At 42.8% G+C, this 18,105-nt stretch carries 17 protein-coding genes; 12 read left to right on the top strand and 5 right to left on the bottom strand.

Annotated features, from left to right (window positions below; genetic code table 11):
* Positions 1-39 precede the first annotated feature (39 nt).
* The 3 genes from AC1DO4_RS11010 to AC1DO4_RS11020 all read left to right on the top strand — a co-directional run bounded on the left by AC1DO4_RS11010 (position 40) and on the right by AC1DO4_RS11020 (position 4,250).
* Positions 40-2,091, top strand: coding sequence for a M13 family metallopeptidase (locus tag AC1DO4_RS11010; RefSeq protein WP_477415724.1), 2,052 nt, complete (start codon positions 40-42; stop codon positions 2,089-2,091).
* A 563-nt stretch (positions 2,092-2,654) separates the two neighbouring features.
* Positions 2,655-3,305 (top strand): hypothetical protein, encoded by a 651-nt coding sequence (locus AC1DO4_RS11015; RefSeq protein ID WP_477415726.1) that lies wholly within the window; start codon positions 2,655-2,657, stop codon positions 3,303-3,305.
* Positions 3,306-3,926: 621 nt separating this feature from the next.
* On the top strand, positions 3,927-4,250 hold the full coding sequence (locus AC1DO4_RS11020) for a GYD domain-containing protein (RefSeq protein ID WP_477415728.1): 324 nt from the start codon (positions 3,927-3,929) through the stop codon (positions 4,248-4,250).
* A 348-nt stretch (positions 4,251-4,598) separates the two neighbouring features.
* Here AC1DO4_RS11020 and AC1DO4_RS11025 read toward each other — a convergent pair whose 3' ends face one another.
* Together AC1DO4_RS11025 and pdxA are read right to left on the bottom strand one after the other, a co-directional pair.
* The gene (locus AC1DO4_RS11025) at positions 4,599-5,783 is read right to left on the bottom strand and encodes a heparan-alpha-glucosaminide N-acetyltransferase domain-containing protein (protein ID WP_477415730.1); all 1,185 of its coding nucleotides are present in this window, start codon (positions 5,781-5,783) and stop codon (positions 4,599-4,601) included.
* A gap of 83 nt (positions 5,784-5,866) precedes the next feature.
* The gene (pdxA, locus tag AC1DO4_RS11030) at positions 5,867-6,922 is read right to left on the bottom strand and encodes a 4-hydroxythreonine-4-phosphate dehydrogenase PdxA (RefSeq protein ID WP_477415732.1); all 1,056 of its coding nucleotides are present in this window, start codon (positions 6,920-6,922) and stop codon (positions 5,867-5,869) included.
* Between the two features lie 412 nt (positions 6,923-7,334).
* Between pdxA and rsmA the strand changes: the two genes are divergently transcribed.
* On the top strand, positions 7,335-8,114 hold the full coding sequence (rsmA, locus tag AC1DO4_RS11035; protein WP_477415734.1) for a 16S rRNA (adenine(1518)-N(6)/adenine(1519)-N(6))-dimethyltransferase RsmA: 780 nt from the start codon (positions 7,335-7,337) through the stop codon (positions 8,112-8,114).
* 45 nt (positions 8,115-8,159) lie between these two features.
* Here rsmA and AC1DO4_RS11040 read toward each other — a convergent pair whose 3' ends face one another.
* Positions 8,160-8,447 carry a type II toxin-antitoxin system RelE/ParE family toxin gene (locus tag AC1DO4_RS11040; RefSeq protein ID WP_477415736.1) on the bottom strand — a complete coding sequence of 96 codons (288 nt, stop codon included), beginning with the start codon at positions 8,445-8,447 and terminating at the stop codon, positions 8,160-8,162.
* Positions 8,444-8,653 carry a DUF2683 family protein gene (locus AC1DO4_RS11045; protein WP_477415738.1) on the bottom strand — a complete coding sequence of 70 codons (210 nt, stop codon included), beginning with the start codon at positions 8,651-8,653 and terminating at the stop codon, positions 8,444-8,446. The genes AC1DO4_RS11040 and AC1DO4_RS11045 overlap by 4 nt, the downstream gene beginning before the upstream one ends.
* 213 nt (positions 8,654-8,866) lie before the next feature.
* Between AC1DO4_RS11045 and AC1DO4_RS11050 the strand changes: the two genes are divergently transcribed.
* The 8 genes from AC1DO4_RS11050 to AC1DO4_RS11085 all read left to right on the top strand — a co-directional run bounded on the left by AC1DO4_RS11050 (position 8,867) and on the right by AC1DO4_RS11085 (position 16,291).
* Complete coding sequence (locus tag AC1DO4_RS11050) at positions 8,867-9,616, top strand: carboxypeptidase-like regulatory domain-containing protein (protein WP_477415740.1); 750 nt, start codon at positions 8,867-8,869, stop codon at positions 9,614-9,616.
* Positions 9,617-9,790: 174 nt separating this feature from the next.
* Positions 9,791-10,690: a helix-turn-helix domain-containing protein gene (locus AC1DO4_RS11055; protein WP_477415742.1), complete on the top strand. Its 900-nt coding sequence runs from the start codon at positions 9,791-9,793 to the stop codon at positions 10,688-10,690.
* 82 nt (positions 10,691-10,772) lie between these two features.
* Entirely contained in the window at positions 10,773-11,606 is an 834-nt protein-coding gene (locus AC1DO4_RS11060) for an SDR family NAD(P)-dependent oxidoreductase (RefSeq protein ID WP_477415744.1), read from the top strand.
* Positions 11,607-11,755: 149 nt separating this feature from the next.
* Positions 11,756-12,595, top strand: a complete 840-nt coding sequence (locus AC1DO4_RS11065) for an oxidoreductase (protein ID WP_477415746.1) — start codon at positions 11,756-11,758, stop codon at positions 12,593-12,595.
* Positions 12,562-12,840, top strand: coding sequence for an Atu4866 domain-containing protein (locus AC1DO4_RS11070; RefSeq protein ID WP_477415748.1), 279 nt, complete (start codon positions 12,562-12,564; stop codon positions 12,838-12,840). Before AC1DO4_RS11065 ends, AC1DO4_RS11070 begins: the two co-directional genes overlap by 34 nt.
* Positions 12,841-12,936: 96 nt before the next feature.
* Positions 12,937-14,559: an NADP-dependent glyceraldehyde-3-phosphate dehydrogenase gene (locus AC1DO4_RS11075; RefSeq protein ID WP_477415750.1), complete on the top strand. Its 1,623-nt coding sequence runs from the start codon at positions 12,937-12,939 to the stop codon at positions 14,557-14,559.
* Positions 14,560-14,747: 188 nt separating this feature from the next.
* The gene (locus AC1DO4_RS11080; protein WP_477401062.1) at positions 14,748-15,293 is read left to right on the top strand and encodes a peroxiredoxin; all 546 of its coding nucleotides are present in this window, start codon (positions 14,748-14,750) and stop codon (positions 15,291-15,293) included.
* 413 nt (positions 15,294-15,706) lie between these two features.
* Positions 15,707-16,291: a carboxymuconolactone decarboxylase family protein gene (locus AC1DO4_RS11085; protein WP_477415752.1), complete on the top strand. Its 585-nt coding sequence runs from the start codon at positions 15,707-15,709 to the stop codon at positions 16,289-16,291.
* A 263-nt stretch (positions 16,292-16,554) separates the two neighbouring features.
* Here AC1DO4_RS11085 and AC1DO4_RS11090 read toward each other — a convergent pair whose 3' ends face one another.
* Positions 16,555-18,105 carry a DHA2 family efflux MFS transporter permease subunit gene (locus AC1DO4_RS11090; RefSeq protein WP_477401060.1) on the bottom strand — a complete coding sequence of 517 codons (1,551 nt, stop codon included), beginning with the start codon at positions 18,103-18,105 and terminating at the stop codon, positions 16,555-16,557.

An 18,105-nucleotide genomic window follows, 5' to 3' on the forward strand; every position in this document is an offset into this window, starting at 1 on the left:
ACAACCGTTGTATTTTTTTTTATACACTTAAATAATTTTATGATCAAAAAAATTTCGCCTCCTGCGTTGTTAGCCGGAGCATTAATGCTCACCCTGTTTGCCGCCTGCGAGAACAAAACAAAAATTTATGCTGATAACGATCCGGTGATTAAAAACATGGATACCACCATAAGGCCGGGCGACGATTTTTTTAAATATGCCAACGGAACATGGCTCAGGAAAAACCCCATCCCCGGCGCCTACGCGGCATGGGGTATAGGTAACGTAGTACAGGAAGAACTGCGCGACCGTATGAAAAAGATCAACGAAGACGCAGTTAAAGCCAATGCCCCCAAAGGCAGCAACACGCAAAAAATAGGCGATTTTTATTACAGCGGGATGGATACCGCTGCTATTGAAAAGCAAGGCCTTTCTCCGCTTAAGGATGAGCTGAAAAAGATAGATGATATAAAAGATATTAAGAGCCTGGTTGAGGAGTTTGCCCACCTTGACGGAATTGGCGTAACTACGCCTTTAGGTACTTATGCCGGCCAGGATAGCAAAAACAGCGATAAGATTATGCTGCAGTTAGGCCAATCGGGGATAGGGTTGCCAAACCGCGATTATTATTTCAACAAAGATGCACACAGCGTTGCCATCCGTACAGATTATCAGCAGAAACACTTACCAACCATTTTTAAATTGAGCGGACTACCTGCCGATGCTGCAAATGCCGCTGCTAAAAAAACCTATGCTTTAGAAACAGCTTTGGCCGATAGCAGCCGCAAACTGGAAGACCTGCGCGACCCTTACCACAACTATAACAAAATGACCCTGGCCGGTTTAAACAAGCTGGCGCCGGATGTTGACTGGAAATCAACATTTGAAAAGATGAATTATAAAAATGTGGATACTGTTATAGTTGGCCAACCGGAGTATTACCGCGCTTTCAACAAAGCACTGCACAATTATAGTATTAACGATTGGAAAAATTACCTGCGTAAAAACCTGGTAACAACCTTTGGCTCCTATTTAAGCAAACCTTTCGACCAGGAGCTTTTTCGCTTTTATGATATGGTGATTTATGGCAGCAAAGAACAACTGCCCCGCTGGAAACGCGTGCTTGATACCGAGAACGGTTTAATGGGCGAGGTATTAGGGCAAATATTTGTAAAGGAATACTTTCCCGAAAAAACAAAGGGACGTTACGTAAAACTGGTGGAAGCCATGCGTGAAACCTTCAGGGAACACATCGAAAAACTGGATTGGATGAGTCCACAAACCAAAGAAAAGGCGTATTACAAGCTTAACAAGGTAATGCCGAAGGTTGGTTACCCCGATAACTGGAAAGATTTCTCGAACCTGGAGATCAACCGCGGGCCCTATGCTTTAAATGTAATGCGCGCTAATAACTGGTGGCACAAGTTTAACGCTGCCAAATTAGGCAAACCTGTTGACCGTACCGAGTGGGGAATGACACCACAAACCTACAACGCTTACTACAATCCATCAAATAACGAGATAGTGCTGCCTGCCGGTATTTTCACTATTCCGGGTTTTAAGGACGAAAATATTGATGACGCCATCATTTACGGCTATGCCGCCGCATCCACCATCGGCCACGAAATGACCCATGGGTTTGACGACCAGGGCCGGCAGTTTGATGCCAAAGGAAATTTAAAAGCCTGGTGGTTACCGCAGGATTCGGTAAAGTTTACGCAGCGTGCGCAAATGCTCATCAACCAGTTTAACGGCTATAGTATTTACGGGCTGCACGTGAATGGCAAAGCAACCCAGGGCGAAAACATTGCCGATTTGGGCGGTATAGTGATCGGCCTGGATGCGTTCAAGAAAACCGATCAGTATAAAGAAGGCAAACTTATCAATGGCTTTACACCATTGCAACGCTATTTCCTGGGTTATGCTTTAGGCTGGCTGGGGCAAGACAGGCAGGAATCACTATCCAGCCAGATCCTTACCAACGAACACTCCCCCGGCTTTATGCGCGTAAACGGGCCATTTACAGATGTACCCGAGTTTTACCTGGCTTTCCACATTAAAAAAGGCGATAAAATGTGGCTGGATCCGGAAAAAAGAGTGAAGATTTGGTAGGTTAAGCCCCCGCCCCCCCGAAGGGGGAGTAAAATGATCAATGTAATCATAGGAAAAAAAGCAACAAACAACCATGTCACTACTGGAAGTATCCACCAGAAAAATACCGCAAAAAACAACAATGACGCGCTAATTTTAGAACCCAACAACCACGTCATACGAGTAACCATCAGGTAAAACCTGAAAAAAATCGTTATGACGTACAACGGAATATAAATTAAATCAATGGCCTAAACTACCGTCATTGCGAGGCACGAAGCAATCCCCAACTTACAGAGTAACTGTGCAAATCCGATCTGTATTTTGGGGATTGCTTCGTCGTACCTCCTCGCAATGACGATCACGAGGAGGTTGTGGTACCCATACATGTCATTACTGTTTTTTCCAGCGGGGCTGCTCGGTACTCGGCAATGACATAGATTATATGCCTGATAACACCCACCACAGGCGTAACAGCACCTTTCTTACACCCTTTTCTTCTCTTCTAAAAAGGTGTTTTTTACCCTATTATGTAAAATGGCCACACGCTACCTTGCAGCAACTTAAAACTCTTTATTATGACGATGCCAACAATTAAATTATTGCCGGATCCACCAGCCCCTAACGGAATTAATGACTTTCCGCTTCCACCGCCTGCAAAGGTAATCATGAAAATACCCTTGCCTGATCAAACCATAGCTTTAGGGCAAAAGACTGTTTATGGCATGACGTTTATCGGAGAAAAGCGGCTTACCAAACAGCAATTAGAATTCAAACAGCAATGGGTACGTGTAACCAGCTGCACCATTACGCCTGATACCCCTTTTTCACAGGAAGAGTCGGTGAGCATCGGCGTGGCGTTAAGTGTTGGAGCGCGTGCGGAATTTTCTGCCTCGCTTGGTTTAAAGGTGGAATCGCTGATTGATATAGGCGCAAAACTATCACTGTCGCTTTCGGCAGAAGTGTCGCTTGCTGAGGTGGTTACTAAAAAGAAAACCTTTAATGCCAAAACAGAGGACCCACGGGCATCTTATATGTGGTGGCAGCTCAAAAGTACCTACACGGTTACCGGACATCGTCAATTGGTTGTAATAGTAGATGATGGAAAAACACGGCCAGAAATCATCAAAGAAGCAGCCGACTTTACAAATCCGCTGGTATGCGACGAAGATGTTAGTATGAGTACTCAATTTCCGCTTTCGGTAAAAGCAAACTTTTCGGTTTCCGACATCTAACTAACCCTGGTACGGCTTAATAGCCTACGGCCGGGACCGCAAAACAATGAAAGCCTTTGGTTGAAAAATTAAAGGCTTTCATTGTTCAAACAAATCTGAGCACGTTAAAATAAGAATGTTTGATTTGACAGCGAGGTTTAAAAATGGTCGTCGAACACGATAACTAAAACATTAATATTCCGTCCCCCCGGGATCTCTCCAATGCTATTAAGTTAAAAAAAACAGCCTGAGATAATTTCACGCAAAGAGGCTAAGGCGCAAATCAAAAATAAGCAAATCAATTTGCGTCTCTGCGTCTTTGCGTGAAAAACTGCTTAACTTAATAGCATTGGAGAGACCCTGCGGGGACGGGATTTTTTGTTTTCCAATTTGGCTACATATCGGGCTGGATGTTAATAATTTAGCTGCATATCATCAACTTTTATTTATAAATTTAGCTTTATTAACCGGGCTAGCGGATTTCTATTTTCCCGCTTCGGCAAGCCCTAAACCTCATGTGCTATACTACAAGCATTCTCTAAACTAATATTGTTTCTAAATACGAATGGAGACCAGAGACCATCCTAAAAACGGGGCGCATCCGAAAAGCCATAAGAGTAGGGAAATTCAAAAATAACAGACATGAAAAAGTATTTGATTAAAGGAACCTATAACTCCGAAGGAACAAAGGGGTTAATTCAAGAGGGCGGGTCTGGACGCAGAACTGCCATTGAAAAAATGCTGGAAGGAATGGGAGGTAAAATGGAGTCATTTTATTATGCCTTTGGCGCGGACGATGTGTATGTTATTGTAGAACTCCCTGATGATATTTCTGCGGTGGCTGTTGGGTTAGCAGTTAATGGTTCAGGTCTTGTCAAGATTTCAACGACTGTATTACTTACTGCAGCCGATATTGACGCAGCATCTAAAAAATCTGTCAGTTACCGGGCTCCTGGTAAAAACTAACAATAGTATTTTGCTCAATAAATTATATTCATTTCGTTACCAGGAAAGTACAGCACATACCAAAAGGTTTGGCAAAAGCGGGGCAAGACAATGAAACTGGTATTCCGTCCCCTCGGGGTCTCTCACAGAGGACCCTGAGGTACCACGATCACCTCGCATAAACGCCGCTTTCGTGAACAATACGGGCTTAGTACAACCGCAGGGTCCTCTTTGAGAGACCCTGCGGGGACGTGACCTTGCAAATCGAATATCATATGTTATAATTGCAAGGCTGATTAAGAGAAAGAAGCCAAACCTTTTGTCTTTGACCTTTCGCCTTTAACCTTTTCCCTTTCGCCCTCCAAAAACCTAAATTTTCAGCCTGATATTGATCTTATCCAGCAGCCCCGTTAGCCACACCATCACAAAAGCAAACACAATACATTTAATAAGCCCCCCGGTGCCCTGGCTCAGGTATTCGGGATAGCCAATATTGCTCATTTCATACATGGGGTAAAACAAAAACGGCACTATGTAGCAGGTAAAAGTATTGGTGCCCGCGGGTTCAATAATCTTAAACCACTTGTACTTATGCTTAAAATCGACTATGTAAATAAATATTGCATATACAATAAGGCTTATCCCTGTACATATCAGTACCCAGGAAGGGGTATCGCGCGCTTTGGAGATTCCCCCGCTAAAATAGCGCACAATAAAGCCCATATTAAACAGGATAATGGCAATAAGCACAAGAGCCGCCCACAGCATTTTAAGTTCGTTATTGACCTTTAGGCGCATATACAACACCGAGACAAATACCCCTGCCATAGTAAAGGCCTGCATAGCGCCATTACCGGCTATCCATACATATTTTTGCACAGGAGCCAAAAAGTTAAGGAACCCAAAGTGCACATCCATATTAAAAAACATGAAGAAGATCCATGCGGCAGCCTGGATCCATAAATGCCCGCCCGAGTAGTAATAAATGAGCGCGCACAGGAGGTAAGCCCAGCCTATAAGCCCTAATATTCCCCACCAGGTAAAGTGCAGCCAGGTATGCCCCGGATCGTTGGTTTTGTACAGGATAGACATGACTATCAATAACACAACCCCTACGCCCTGCAGCAGGTAGCGCTTAAGGTTGCTGGTTTCTTTACCGTAATCTAAAAATATAAAAAAGAAGCTGAAAGTTACCAGGCTTTCCCATACCGGTTTGGGCAAAACGGCGGTATGCTCATTATAAGTTTCCATATTGGCATGGAAAAATCCTATAAATACCAGCGCGAACGACCGGCTTGCTATGCGCGATAGTATTTTATAATTACCACTTTTTAACCTGTTTTGAAATGCAAAAGGAATAGATAGCCCTACAATAAATAAAAATGCAGGAAAAATAGTATCGGCAAGACCCAGCCCGTCGGCATTTTCTGCAACATGTTTAAGCCATTGTGGTGTACCCGGGATGCCATCAAGGTCATTCACAAATATCATGAGCAACATAGTAACAGCACGAAGGGCATCTATAGAGCGTATCCGGTCCGTGAAATTATTCATTATGGGAGTAAATGCATTATCAAAGCAAATGTTTTAACTTAACGGCAATTAAATTGAAACATTATAGTTACCCGCCCGTTTTTTTAGTCCCTATCGCGGCTTAGCTTGGCAAATACAAGTGGGTTTTCGTTCAGTTCCAGTGTTTCCTTCCGGTGTTTTACAATGTGGATAGCTGTAAATAGCGCCTCGCGGAAAGAGATCTCTGATGCCTGGTTTTTGCCGGCAATATCATACGCGGTGCCATGATCTGGCGAGGTGCGTACAAAGTTTAATCCCGCGGTAAAGTTAACGCCGGTTTCAAATGCTATCTGTTTAAAAGGGATCAAACCCTGGTCGTGATACATAGCCAATACAGCATCAAACTGCAAATAAGTTCCGTTGGCAAAAAAGCCATCGGCCGAGTACGGGCCAAAAGCCAGTATATCATTATTACGTGCTTCTTCAATAGCCGGGATAATGGTATCTTTCTCTTCGTTACCAATAAGGCCGTTATCGCTGGCATGCGGGTTTAAGCCCAGCACCGCTATTTTGGGTTTACGAATCCAGAAATCATTTTGCAAACTGTGGTTCATCAGCTTTAGCTTGGCCACAATTTTATCGGCTGTAATGCTTTCAGATACTTTTGAAATCGGGATATGTCCCGTAACCACACCAACGCGCAGGGTATCGCTCACCAAAAACATTAATGATTCGGCCGCGCCATCCTTTTGCTGCAAGTATTCTGTATGGCCGGGAAAATTAAACTGATCGCTCTGGATATTATCCTTATTGATAGGCGCTGTAACCAGGGCATCAATATAGCCCTCCTTTAAATCATAGGCGGCACGCTCAAGTGATTTAAAAGCGTACTTGCCACCCGCTTCTGATACTACACCCGGCTCAATCTTTACATCCTCTTCCCAGCAATTAATCATGTTGGGTTTTTTAGGCTGTGCCTGCGAAGGATCATTTATAACATGAAAATTAAGCTCGCTAACATTGGTAGCACGACGGTGGAATGATGCTACTTTGGTATGGCCATAAACAATGGGGGTACAATAATCATAAATTTTACTATCGGCCAGGGTTTTTATAATAATCTCTAAACCTATGCCATTCACATCGCCTATGCTGATACCTACTTTTATTTTATCGCTCATTTCTTTATTTATGATTTCACCGATTTTTTATGATTTCACCGATTTTTGTGGTGATTTCGCTGATCAAAATCAGTGATTGAATTTATATTGGTTACCTGAAATTACGTCCAGGCTTATTTTATTCTTTTGTACTTATTGTATAATCCAAATATCTTCCCGATGCTTTCAGGGGCGTTCCCTGCGGGCGGGCTTTACGTTCATACTGCTCATGGCCTTAGCTACCGGGCAGGTATCCACTTCAATCCCTAACGCAATCTGGCTAAACCATGATTTTTACCCTGTTAAACATCAAATTCCAGGTCTCAAATCTCACATCTCATATCTCAAATCTGCCATTTCTCCTTGCAAATAAAAGATTTGTTCCTGATTAAAGCACAAATATGACGTTATTTGCTCAAATATTTGATTAATAATGACATTGGTAAGGGCAAAAAAACATTTAGGGCAACACTTTCTTACTGATAAAAATATAGCAGCCAAAATTGTCGACAGCCTTAAACCCGAAGGCCGGTACAACCATGTGCTCGAAGTTGGCCCGGGTATGGGGATCCTGTCGGATTTTTTACTGCAGAAACCGGAGTATGAGGTATCGCTGATTGATATTGATGAAGAATCGTTTCACTACCTTAAAAAAAAATACCCGCAGCTGGGCACGCGCCTTATCAATGCCGATTTTTTGGAGATGGATTTTAAAACCGTGGTTGATGGTCCGTTAGCTATCATTGGTAACTTCCCTTACAACATATCGTCGCAGATACTATTTAAAGTGCTTGATAACCGCCGGCAGGTAATTGAAGTAGTTGGCATGTTTCAGAAAGAAGTTGCCGAGCGCTGCGCTGCCAAACCGGGCAGCAAGGAGTACGGCATCCTAAGCGTGTTTTTGCAGGCCTATTATAAGGTTGAGTATCTGTTCACCGTAAAGGCGGGCGTATTTAACCCACCGCCCAAAGTGCTCTCGGCAGTTATCCGCCTTACCCGTAACGACGCCGAAAACCTGGACTGCGACGAGAAATTATTTTGGCAGATAGTAAAAGCCGGTTTTAACCAGCGCCGCAAAACCCTGCGCAACGCTATATCGTCCCTCATCAACAAAGAAAAAATGACCGATAATGCCACCCTCGACTTAAGGGCAGAGCGTTTGAGCGTGGATGATTTTGTGAAGCTTACCAATGCGGTGATGGCAGCGAGATAGATTCCGGAGTATGAGCTGCTATTTTAGCTAATTCATCCATTACTTTTACACTAACGGATCTTGCCTGTTATCCCAAAAGAAAAGAATTTCGATTCGATCTTCCTTAACTTCATAAAACATAGAGCAGTTTTTATGAATGAAACCTTTACGAATATTTGGAGCTTGTTTAATTCCTTGAAAAATAAAAGGAGATTTACTAATTATTTCAAGTACTTCAAGTGTCCTTTTTTCAAGCTTTATAACAAATCTGCTTCCCCATTTTTCCAATAGCTGAGATTTAATGGAGTCAAATGTATCTACAGCAGTTAAGGAAAAAACTATGCTGTAGCTCATTTAGAAATGGTGAGCCTTTTTTTAAAGTCCTCAAAACTCACGGTAAGGCCAGCCTGAATATCTGCTTGCCCTTTAGCAATACCTTCTATAACATGCGGCGGCAAAACCTCATCTTCTTTTTTTTCGAAAGGAATGTTTAAGGCTTCAAAAAAAGCTTTGATAACTTTTTCCTGTGCTTTTGAGGGATATACAACATATGCTTCCATGATTATAAAGTTACGACTAATGATTAAGTAAAACAAAAACTGAAGATTAAGGGTGTAGTTTATACAGACGATCATTGAAATAAAAACTGCCAGTAAATTATATACGCCATAACCATTTGTAAGTCTTAGTTAAAAGATGTTAAACCCTACCTACCAAACCTGCCTGCCGGTTACATTTGTAATGCACTGATCACTAAACCAATCGTTACAAATATGCGGTACCTGCTTATTATGCCTTGTATATGTATCTGCCTTTGCTCATACGGGCAAAAAATAAGCGGCATCGTAACCGATAAAGCTACCGGGCAACGCATCAGCGGGGCATGGGTAACATCAACAAACTCAAGCGCCATCAGCGATATGGCCGGCGCGTTTAGCATCAATATATCAAAACCGACGGATACCATTAAGGTAAAGATGCAGGGCTATAAGTTGTACACCCTGCCCGTTGATGCAACAAAAATCAAAGATGTGGTTTTACCGCTGGAACAAGCTACTATCCAGCTTAACCAGGTAAACATAAGCGCCCGGCGCAACAGGGTGAAGGACTCTATCAATAACCGGAAGGAGTTTGCTAAGGATTTTAATAGTGCGCCGCCTAAACTTAAGGATATTATAAGGCCCTCTGTAGGTTCGGGGCCAATACCTATCGCGGGTGTTACCATCAGTTTAAGCCCGCTGATAACAGCCCTCACCTACAAACACAGCAGGGCCTATAAATTTAAGCAGGTATTGATAAGGGACGAGCAGGCAAAGTATATTGACAGCCGCTTTAGCGATGAAAGGGTAGCCCAGCTTACCGGCCTGCAGACCGATTCATTGTACAGCTTTATTAACATGTACCGCCCCGGTATAGGCCAGGTGAAAAAGATGAGCGATTACGATATTTTCACTTATATAAAAAAGTGCCTGGTGAAATTCAGGAAACCCCACCCGGATTCGGTCCGCGAGGTAGAATTTTAAGTTTTACAATTAAATACCCCGTTTTATTGCCATTGGCTACCAGCCTGCATAAATTTGAATAAAAGTTACCTAAAAGTTGATAAAAGTGCATTAAACTAAAATAAAAGTACTGCAATTTTAATGTAAAAATGGTGCTACTACTTGACATGCGGTTTGAATTTTGTAATTTTGAGTATGACCACCGAAACACTTGAAGATTTTTACAGGCATAAGTTTGATTGGCTGCCCGATAACCTGCAGCAAAACATGGGTCATTTTAATGTTTTCAGGATTGAGGATTGTATTGGCCCCAATGCCAAACCGGTTACCTATAGCCGCAGAAGTTTTTACAAGATCAGCCTGATGCATGGTGAAAATATTATTCACTACGCCGATAAAAGCCTCAACCTTTCGGGCACTTCGCTGATGTTTTTTAGTCCGCATGTGCCATATACGTTTGAGCACATGAGTGATGATCGCACGGGTTTCTTTTGCATATTTACCGAGTCGTTTTTTGCCGATCGGTTCAGGGGCGGCTTAAGCGAGCTCCCCATGTTTGGCCTGGGCGCCAAACCGGTTTACGCTTTAGATGCCACCCAAAGCGAATATGTAACCGGTTTGTTTTTAAAGATGACCGAAGAGATCAACTCCGATTATCCCTTTAAATACGACCTGATCCGCAATTACGTTACCGAACTTTGCTACTACGCCCTTAAAACCCAGCCATCAGAAAACGTGTACAAACACGCCGATGCCAAATCAAGGATCACATCAGTTTTTACCGAATTACTGGAGCGGCAATTCCCGATAGAAACACCTTCCCAGCGATTTGCACTGCGGTCTGCCAATGATTTTGCGCAGCGGCTGTCGGTTCATGTAAACCACCTCAACCGCGCCATCCGCGAAACCACCGGCAAAACCACCACCGACCACATTGCCGACCGCCTGCTAAGCGAAGCCAAATCCCTGCTAAGGCACACCGACTGGAATATATCCGAGATTGGCTACTGCCTGGGCTTTGAGGAGCCTACCCATTTCAACAACTTTTTCAAAAAAAACACCCGGCTTACCCCCTCTTCATTCAGAAATGTTTGAATTTTGTAACCATTGGTTTGATTAGCGTAATGCTTCGCCCCGGCCGCCATATTATCTTTGTTATATCAAAACAAACAATAATATGGACAACAACAAAGTATGGTTTATCACTGGCGCTTCAAAGGGATTTGGGCTCAGTTTAGTAAAACAATTACTGGAAGCTGGTCAGCTTGTTGCCGCCACCTCCAGAAATCAACAGGAGCTAACCAAAGCAGTTGGCTCAAACAGCAATAACTTTTTACCCCTGCAGGTCGATCTTGTTAACGAAAGCAGTGTATCACTGGCCCTGCAGCATACCAATGAAACATTTGGCCGGATAGATGTGGTTATCAACAATGCCGGCTATGGTATTGGTGGCGCTATTGAAGAGGTTACGGATAAAGAAGCCCGCCAGGCCTTTGATGTAAATGTATTTGCTACGCTCAATGTAATCAGGTTTGTGATGCCTTATCTGCGCAAACAACGTTCGGGGCATATCATTAATATAGCATCCATCGCTGGTATTACCGGCGGCATTGGCTGGGCCGTTTACGCGGCGGCCAAGCATGCGGTAATCGGCCTGTCAGAAGTTTTGGCCGGCGATGTTAAGGCATTGGGTGTTAAAGTTACGGTGGTTGCTCCCGGCGCGTTCCGTACCAATTTCCTTGATCCCGGCTCGTTGGCTATTACTGATAACCCCATTGCCGATTATGAAGATGTAAGATTATCGCACTGCAAATACCGAAGCATGAACGGCGAACAGGCCGGGGATCCCGAAAAGGCCGCTACCTCTATTATTAACGTAGCATATGAAGAAAATCCACCGCTTTACCTGTTATTAGGTGGCGATGCCTTCAACAGGGCATTAACAAAGCTTGATGGTTTGTATAAAGAGATTCACCAGTGGGAAGATATTACCTGTGCAACTGATTTTTAATGATAAAACATCTACCAAAAACAAACTCAGATGGGAAACATTAAAGATAAGGCTAAACACGATAATCAAAAACATTAAAAATCAATCACAACTTTAGTAATCAGTGAAATCACCCTTGAAATCGGTGAAATCATAAAATTTATATAGAAATGGAAAACCAAAAAATATGGTTCGTAACCGGCGCCTCAAAAGGATTGGGCCTTACCCTAACAAAAAGACTATTAAAGGAAGGTTATAAAGTAGCTGCAACATCAAGAAATATAAGCGACCTTGAAAATGCTGTTGGTACCAACAACGATCATTTTTTACCGCTTGCCGTAAACATCAAAAGCGAAGACAGCATACAGGAAGCTATCGAAAAAACCATCAGCACCTTTGGTAAAATTGATGTGGTAGTTAATAACGCGGGCTACGGTATGCTGGGGGGCCTGGAAGAAGCAACCGACCAGGAAGCACGCGATAATTTCGAAGTAAATGTATTTGGGGCTTTAAACGTTATCCGTAAGGCATTACCTTACCTGCGCGGTCAGCAATCCGGGCATATTATCAATATTTCTTCAATAGGAGGCTTGGTTGGGGGTTTTCCAGGTTTCGGAATATATTGTGCTACCAAATTCGCGGTCAATGGTTTTTCTGAAGCTTTGGATGCAGAAGTAAAACCATTCGGCATTAAGGTGACCATAGTTGAGCCGGGCTATTTCCGCACCAACTTCCTTTCACAAGGATCATTAGTTACCCCAAAAAATCCAATAGCTGAATACCAAAGTATCCGCGATTCGCAAAACCTGCACCAAAACCAAATGGACCAGCAACAGGCAGGCGACCCCGAAAAAGCCGCGGCGGCAATGATAAAAATAGTATCAGACCCGAATCCGCCGCTGAATTTATTTTTAGGGGCCGATGCATACCAGCTGGCTAACCAAAAAATAACGTCGTTACAAAACGACCTTGAAACATGGAAAGAATTAACAACATCAACTGGCTTTTAACAATGAAAAACAATGAGCATATAGGCGTTTGGGTAACCAAAGACGGTTATATACGCCATGAGTTTTTACCAAACGGCCGCTATAACGAGGCCCGCGGAAATAAAAAAAGTGCCTACACCGGCTATTATAACATTTTGGGTAAACACGTTGAATACCTGGATGATACCGGTTTTACTGCCGATGGGGATTTTAAAGATGGAGCCTTTTACCATGCCGGTATGGTACTGTATAAAGAGAGTGCCTGAATTGCAAAAATGGCAATAATTCATATTCTTTATAAAAAAGCTTGCTTATTAAAGCAGGCTTTTTTTATCTTTAAGAAAATCTAATCCCTGAAAAATATGAGTTTTAACGACCAGCTCAGTTCAATATTTGTAGCAGAAGACCAAATTCCTCCCGAATTTCGGATAACAGAAGTACACCAGCGCGAATATTTAAGCAATGGTAAAATGAAGCCGTGGCACGGTGAAGTAAGCGAAGTTTACTCGCCCGTTGGCTTTCTTTCTGCGGATGGCTTTACCCGAAAGTTGATAGGAACCTACCCGGTTTGTACCGAAAAGGAAGCTTTTGAATCATTAGATGCCGCTTTGGCCGCTTATGATAGCGGTCGCGGCGAATGGCCAACCATGAGCATTGCCGACCGCATTAAATGCATGGAGAGCTTTATTTATAAAATGAGCGAGCAACGCAGCCTGGTTGTGAAACTACTGATGTGGGAGATAGGCAAATCATACGGCGATTCGGCAAAGGAGTTCGACCGTACTATCGAGTACATTAACGCTACCATAGATGCATTAAAAGATATCGACCGCCAGTCGTCCCGTTTTGAAATGGCCGAGGGACTGGTAGCCCAGATTCGCCGTTCGCCATTAGGTGTAGTGCTTTGTATGGGGCCGTTCAACTACCCGCTCAACGAAACTTTTACCACCCTGATCCCCGCTTTGATCATGGGCAATACTATATTATTTAAACCACCTAAGCATGGTACATTATTGCATTACCCATTGCTAAAGGCCTTCCAGGAATCTTTTCCAAAAGGAGTAGTGAATACCATTTATGGCCGTGGAGCGGTTGTTACACCGGGCTTGATGGCATCAGGCAAGGTAAACGTGCTGGCTTTTATCGGATCGAGCAAAGTGGCTAATGATCTTAAAAAACGTCATCCTAAAATAAACCGTTTACGCGCGGTTTTGAGCCTGGATGCCAAAAACGCCGCCATCGTTACCAAAAATGCCGATCTGCAGCTTGCTGTAAGTGAATGTATTTTAGGCGCGTTATCATTCAACGGGCAACGTTGCACGGCCATTAAAATGATATTTGTGCAAAAGGAAGTTGCCGATGAGTTTTTAAAATTATTGAGCGAGGCAATAGCCAAACTAAAATTTGGATTGCCATGGGATAAAGATGTAAAGCTTACGCCCCTGCCCGAGCCTCATAAACCTGCTTATCTTACCGATATTGTTGAAGATGCCATTGCCAACGGCGCCAGTATCATCAACCCAAACGGTGGTGAAACCGTAGCTTCATTTTTTTACCCGGCCATTGTGTACCCGGTTAACGAGAAAATGAAGCTGTACCGCGAAGAACAGTTTGGCCCGGTTATTCCCGTAGTTCCGTTTGATTCTATTGAGGAGCCAATTGATTACCAAATAGATTCGCCGCATGGCATGCAGGTGAGTATTTTTAGTAACGATGCTAAAGAGATTGCTTCGCTGATAGATCCGTTTGTGAACCTGGTAAGCCGGGTAAACATCAACAGCCAATGCCAGCGCGGGCCCGATGTATTTCCCTTCACCGGGCGTAAGGATAGCGCCGAGGGAACACTTTCGGTACATGACGCCTTAAGATCATTCTCTATCCGCTCACTTGTTACCACAAAAATGACGGAGACTAATAAGCAAATCATCAACGAAATTGTAAACGGCAACGAATCAAATTTCCTGAGTACTAAGTTTATACTCTAACCGGCTTTGTTACATACTATAAGGTGGCATATGAAAATGCGCCACCTTTTTTGTGCAAACTGACCAAATAGCTAATTTAAATAATACTTTTTATCTATATCAATAAAATCTATATCGTATAGATTTTTAGTATGAAACGCTGCCTTTTAAATCAGTATATTTGCATAAACAATAAAAAAAGAACACTTATGTTAACGATAGGACAAAAATTCCCTCAATTTTCTAAAACAGCCGTAATAAGTATTGAAAAAGGAAAAGAGTTTGAAACACTTACTTCTGAGTATCTTGTGAATGACGATAACGTTTGGACAGTAATGTTCTGGTGGCCAAAGGATTTTACTTTTGTTTGCCCTACTGAAATTGCCGAGTTCAACAAAAACTATGGTGAGTTCCGCGACCGCGAAACCCGTTTAATTGGTGCTTCTACAGATTCTGAATTTGTTCATGCTGCCTGGAGACGCGATCATGATGATCTGCGCGACCTTAAATTCCCAATGTTGGCCGATACTTCAAAATCATTAGCCGAAGACCTTGGTATATTGGAGCCAAACGAAAAGATCGCTTACCGTGCAACTTTCATCATCGATCCTACCGGAATCATCCGTTGGGTATCTGTTAACGACCTGAGTGTAGGCCGTAACGTTAAGGAAGTTTTACGTGTACTTGATGGCTTACAAACCGACGAGCTTTGCCCATGTAACTGGGAAAAAGGACAGGAAACACTTACCGTTTAATTCCCCCTATAACATATGTCCCCGTACAGTTAATTATTGTGCGGGGATTTTTTATAAGCAGCTAATAAGCTAAAAGCTTAAGGCATAAAGCCGAAAGCTTGAAATAGACCGTCAAAAATAGACTGCCATTGCCTCCTCGTGATCGTCATTGCGAGGAGGTACGACGAAGCAATCCCCGAAATACAGATCAGATTTGCACAGTTACTCTGTAAGTTGGGGATTGCTTCGTACCTCGCAATGACGGGTGAGAGGTTTGCTTGTAAAAATGCATATTGATAATCAAAAACTTACAATCATGTCATTATAAGGCGCAAAGCAATGACGGTGAGGGTTAACCCAAATAGAAATACAATGATAACCGCTTTTAAGCTTTAAGCCTTCAGCTTTCTGCTTTAAGCCCAAACAATAAATTTATGAACGAAAGTACCGAAGTGATCCAGGAAATACTGCAAAGTGTTGGATTAGATAAAGATTACCGTACCACAAGCCTTACGCTTTTAGAAAAAGGCGAATCGCGCTACCTGCGCGATTTGAAGCTTAACTTTACCAGTACGCTTACATCAGCCCATTTAACCGCTAAGGAATGTGCATTATTAGGTTTAAGTATTGCTGTGAATAACAATAATACACCACTTACCACTTATTTTACCAAATACGCCGAAGAGCAGGAAGCTACAGCTGCCGAAATTGGTGAAGCCGCAGGTTGCGCATCATTGCTGGCATCAAACAATATATTCTACAGGTTCAGGCATTTTACCCAGAAGGAAAAATACACGCAGATCCCGGCCCGTATCCGCATGCAGCTGATGATGAAACCCGTAACCGGCAAAGAATTTTTTGAGCTCATGAGCCTTGCTGTGTCAGCCGTAAACGGCTGCGAAATGTGCGTGAATGCCCATGAAGATTCACTTATAAAAATGGCTACAACCGAGGAACGTATTTTTGATGCTGTACGTATTGCATCACTGGTAACAGCTACCGGTAAAGTTATTTTTTAAGCAGTTTAACAAATATTAACAACAAAAAAGACGTGAGATACAGAAATTTCATGTCTTTTTCATAAATAACAGTTTATTAATCAATTAAATTTGCGTTTGTTAATTAAAAACTTCTAAATTTATGCCTAAGATTAAACAAACCTCAACTACACTAAATTTTTATTTAAATCAAATGTAACTCTGAGGGGAGTTATTTAAATTTTAATTGTTAATTTTTTTTGGGGAAAGCCGTTCCAGGTAATAGTGGAACGGCTTTTATCGTTTTAATGCGCATCGACCGGCATTTTAACATTAGATTTTTTGAAGGGCTGCAGGTAAAGCAGCGGGATAGAAAACAACATCACCAAACCCGAGATCCAGTAAGCATCATCGTAGGTTAATAACAATACCTGTTTGGTTAGGGCGCCTTCAATAGCGCCATAGGCCATACGGGTAGCATCTAACAAGGAATGACCTTTTGCCATAAACCCATGCATTGAAGCATTAAAGCGATCAACAAAAGCCGGATTTGTGGCTGTAATATTTGTTAACAGGTTTTGGCGGTGTACCCCCTGGCGTAAGTGAATAATGGTAGTTAAAGTTGCAATACCAAATGAACCGCCTAATTGACGCATCATATTGTTTAAGCCGGTTCCCTGTCCAACTTCCGCCCCCTTCAGGTCGGCAATAGCAAGCGTAGTTAACGGTACAAACAGCAATGCCATACCTACACCGCGTATCATCAGCGGCAAAAAGAAATTTCCGGTCCCCATAGCCAGTGTTGAATTACTGAGCATGGTGGTAAATACAAAAAACAGGAACATACCCGCAGTTGCCATAAACTGCGCCGGAATACCTTTATTAAGCATTTTACCAATAAATGGCATCATTACAATAGTACAAAGTCCGCCCGGGAACAGGATCTCGCCCGTTTGCTGTGCCGTAAAGCCAAGCAAATTCTGGCAAAATACCGGGAATACGAACACCGATCCATATAAACCAAAACCGAGCACAAATGAGGTAAACATACCTACCGCAAAACTTCGGTGCCGCAATATGGCAAAGTTTACAATAGGGTAATCGATGCTCATTTCGCGCCATATAAAAAGTATCAGCCCCAATATAGCGGTTATGGTTAATACGGTTATATAAGGTGTGGCAAACCAATCTTCCGATTCACCTTTTTCTAATATAGTTTGCAGACTGCCTACAGCTATCGCCAACAGGGCAATACCCCACCAGTCTACCGGTCGTCCTTTAGCCTCCTTAGGCGTTTCCCTTACATAGGTATAAGCAAAAAACGCAGCTAAAGCACCTACCGGGATATTCACATAAAATATCCAGGTCCAGTTTAGGTGGTCGGTAATATATCCGCCAATGGTAGGGCCTACAGTTGGGCCTACTACGGCTCCTAAGCCAAACAAAGCTGTTGCGGTACCAATTTGTTCACGGGGCCAGGTTTCTATCAAAATAGCCTGCGATGTGGATATTAAACCACCACCTGCAATACCCTGTAAAATCCTGAATAAAACAAGCTCGTTAAGGCTGGTTGCATTACCGCATAAAAACGATGCTATGGTAAATACAATTATTGATGTAATGAAGTAATTTTTCCGTCCGAATTTACTGCCCAGCCAACCCGACATGGGGAGTATAATTACGTTTGCTACTGCATACCCGGTAACCACCCAGGCCACATCCTCGAGGGTTGCACCCAGGTTACCCTGTATTTTGGGCAAGGACACGTTCACAATAGTAGTATCAATCAGCTCCAGTAACGAAGCCGTGATCACTGTAATTGTGATGATCCATTTTTTAAAGCCTGTTTCAGCCAT

The organism is Mucilaginibacter sp. P5_A6 (assembly GCF_056400585.1).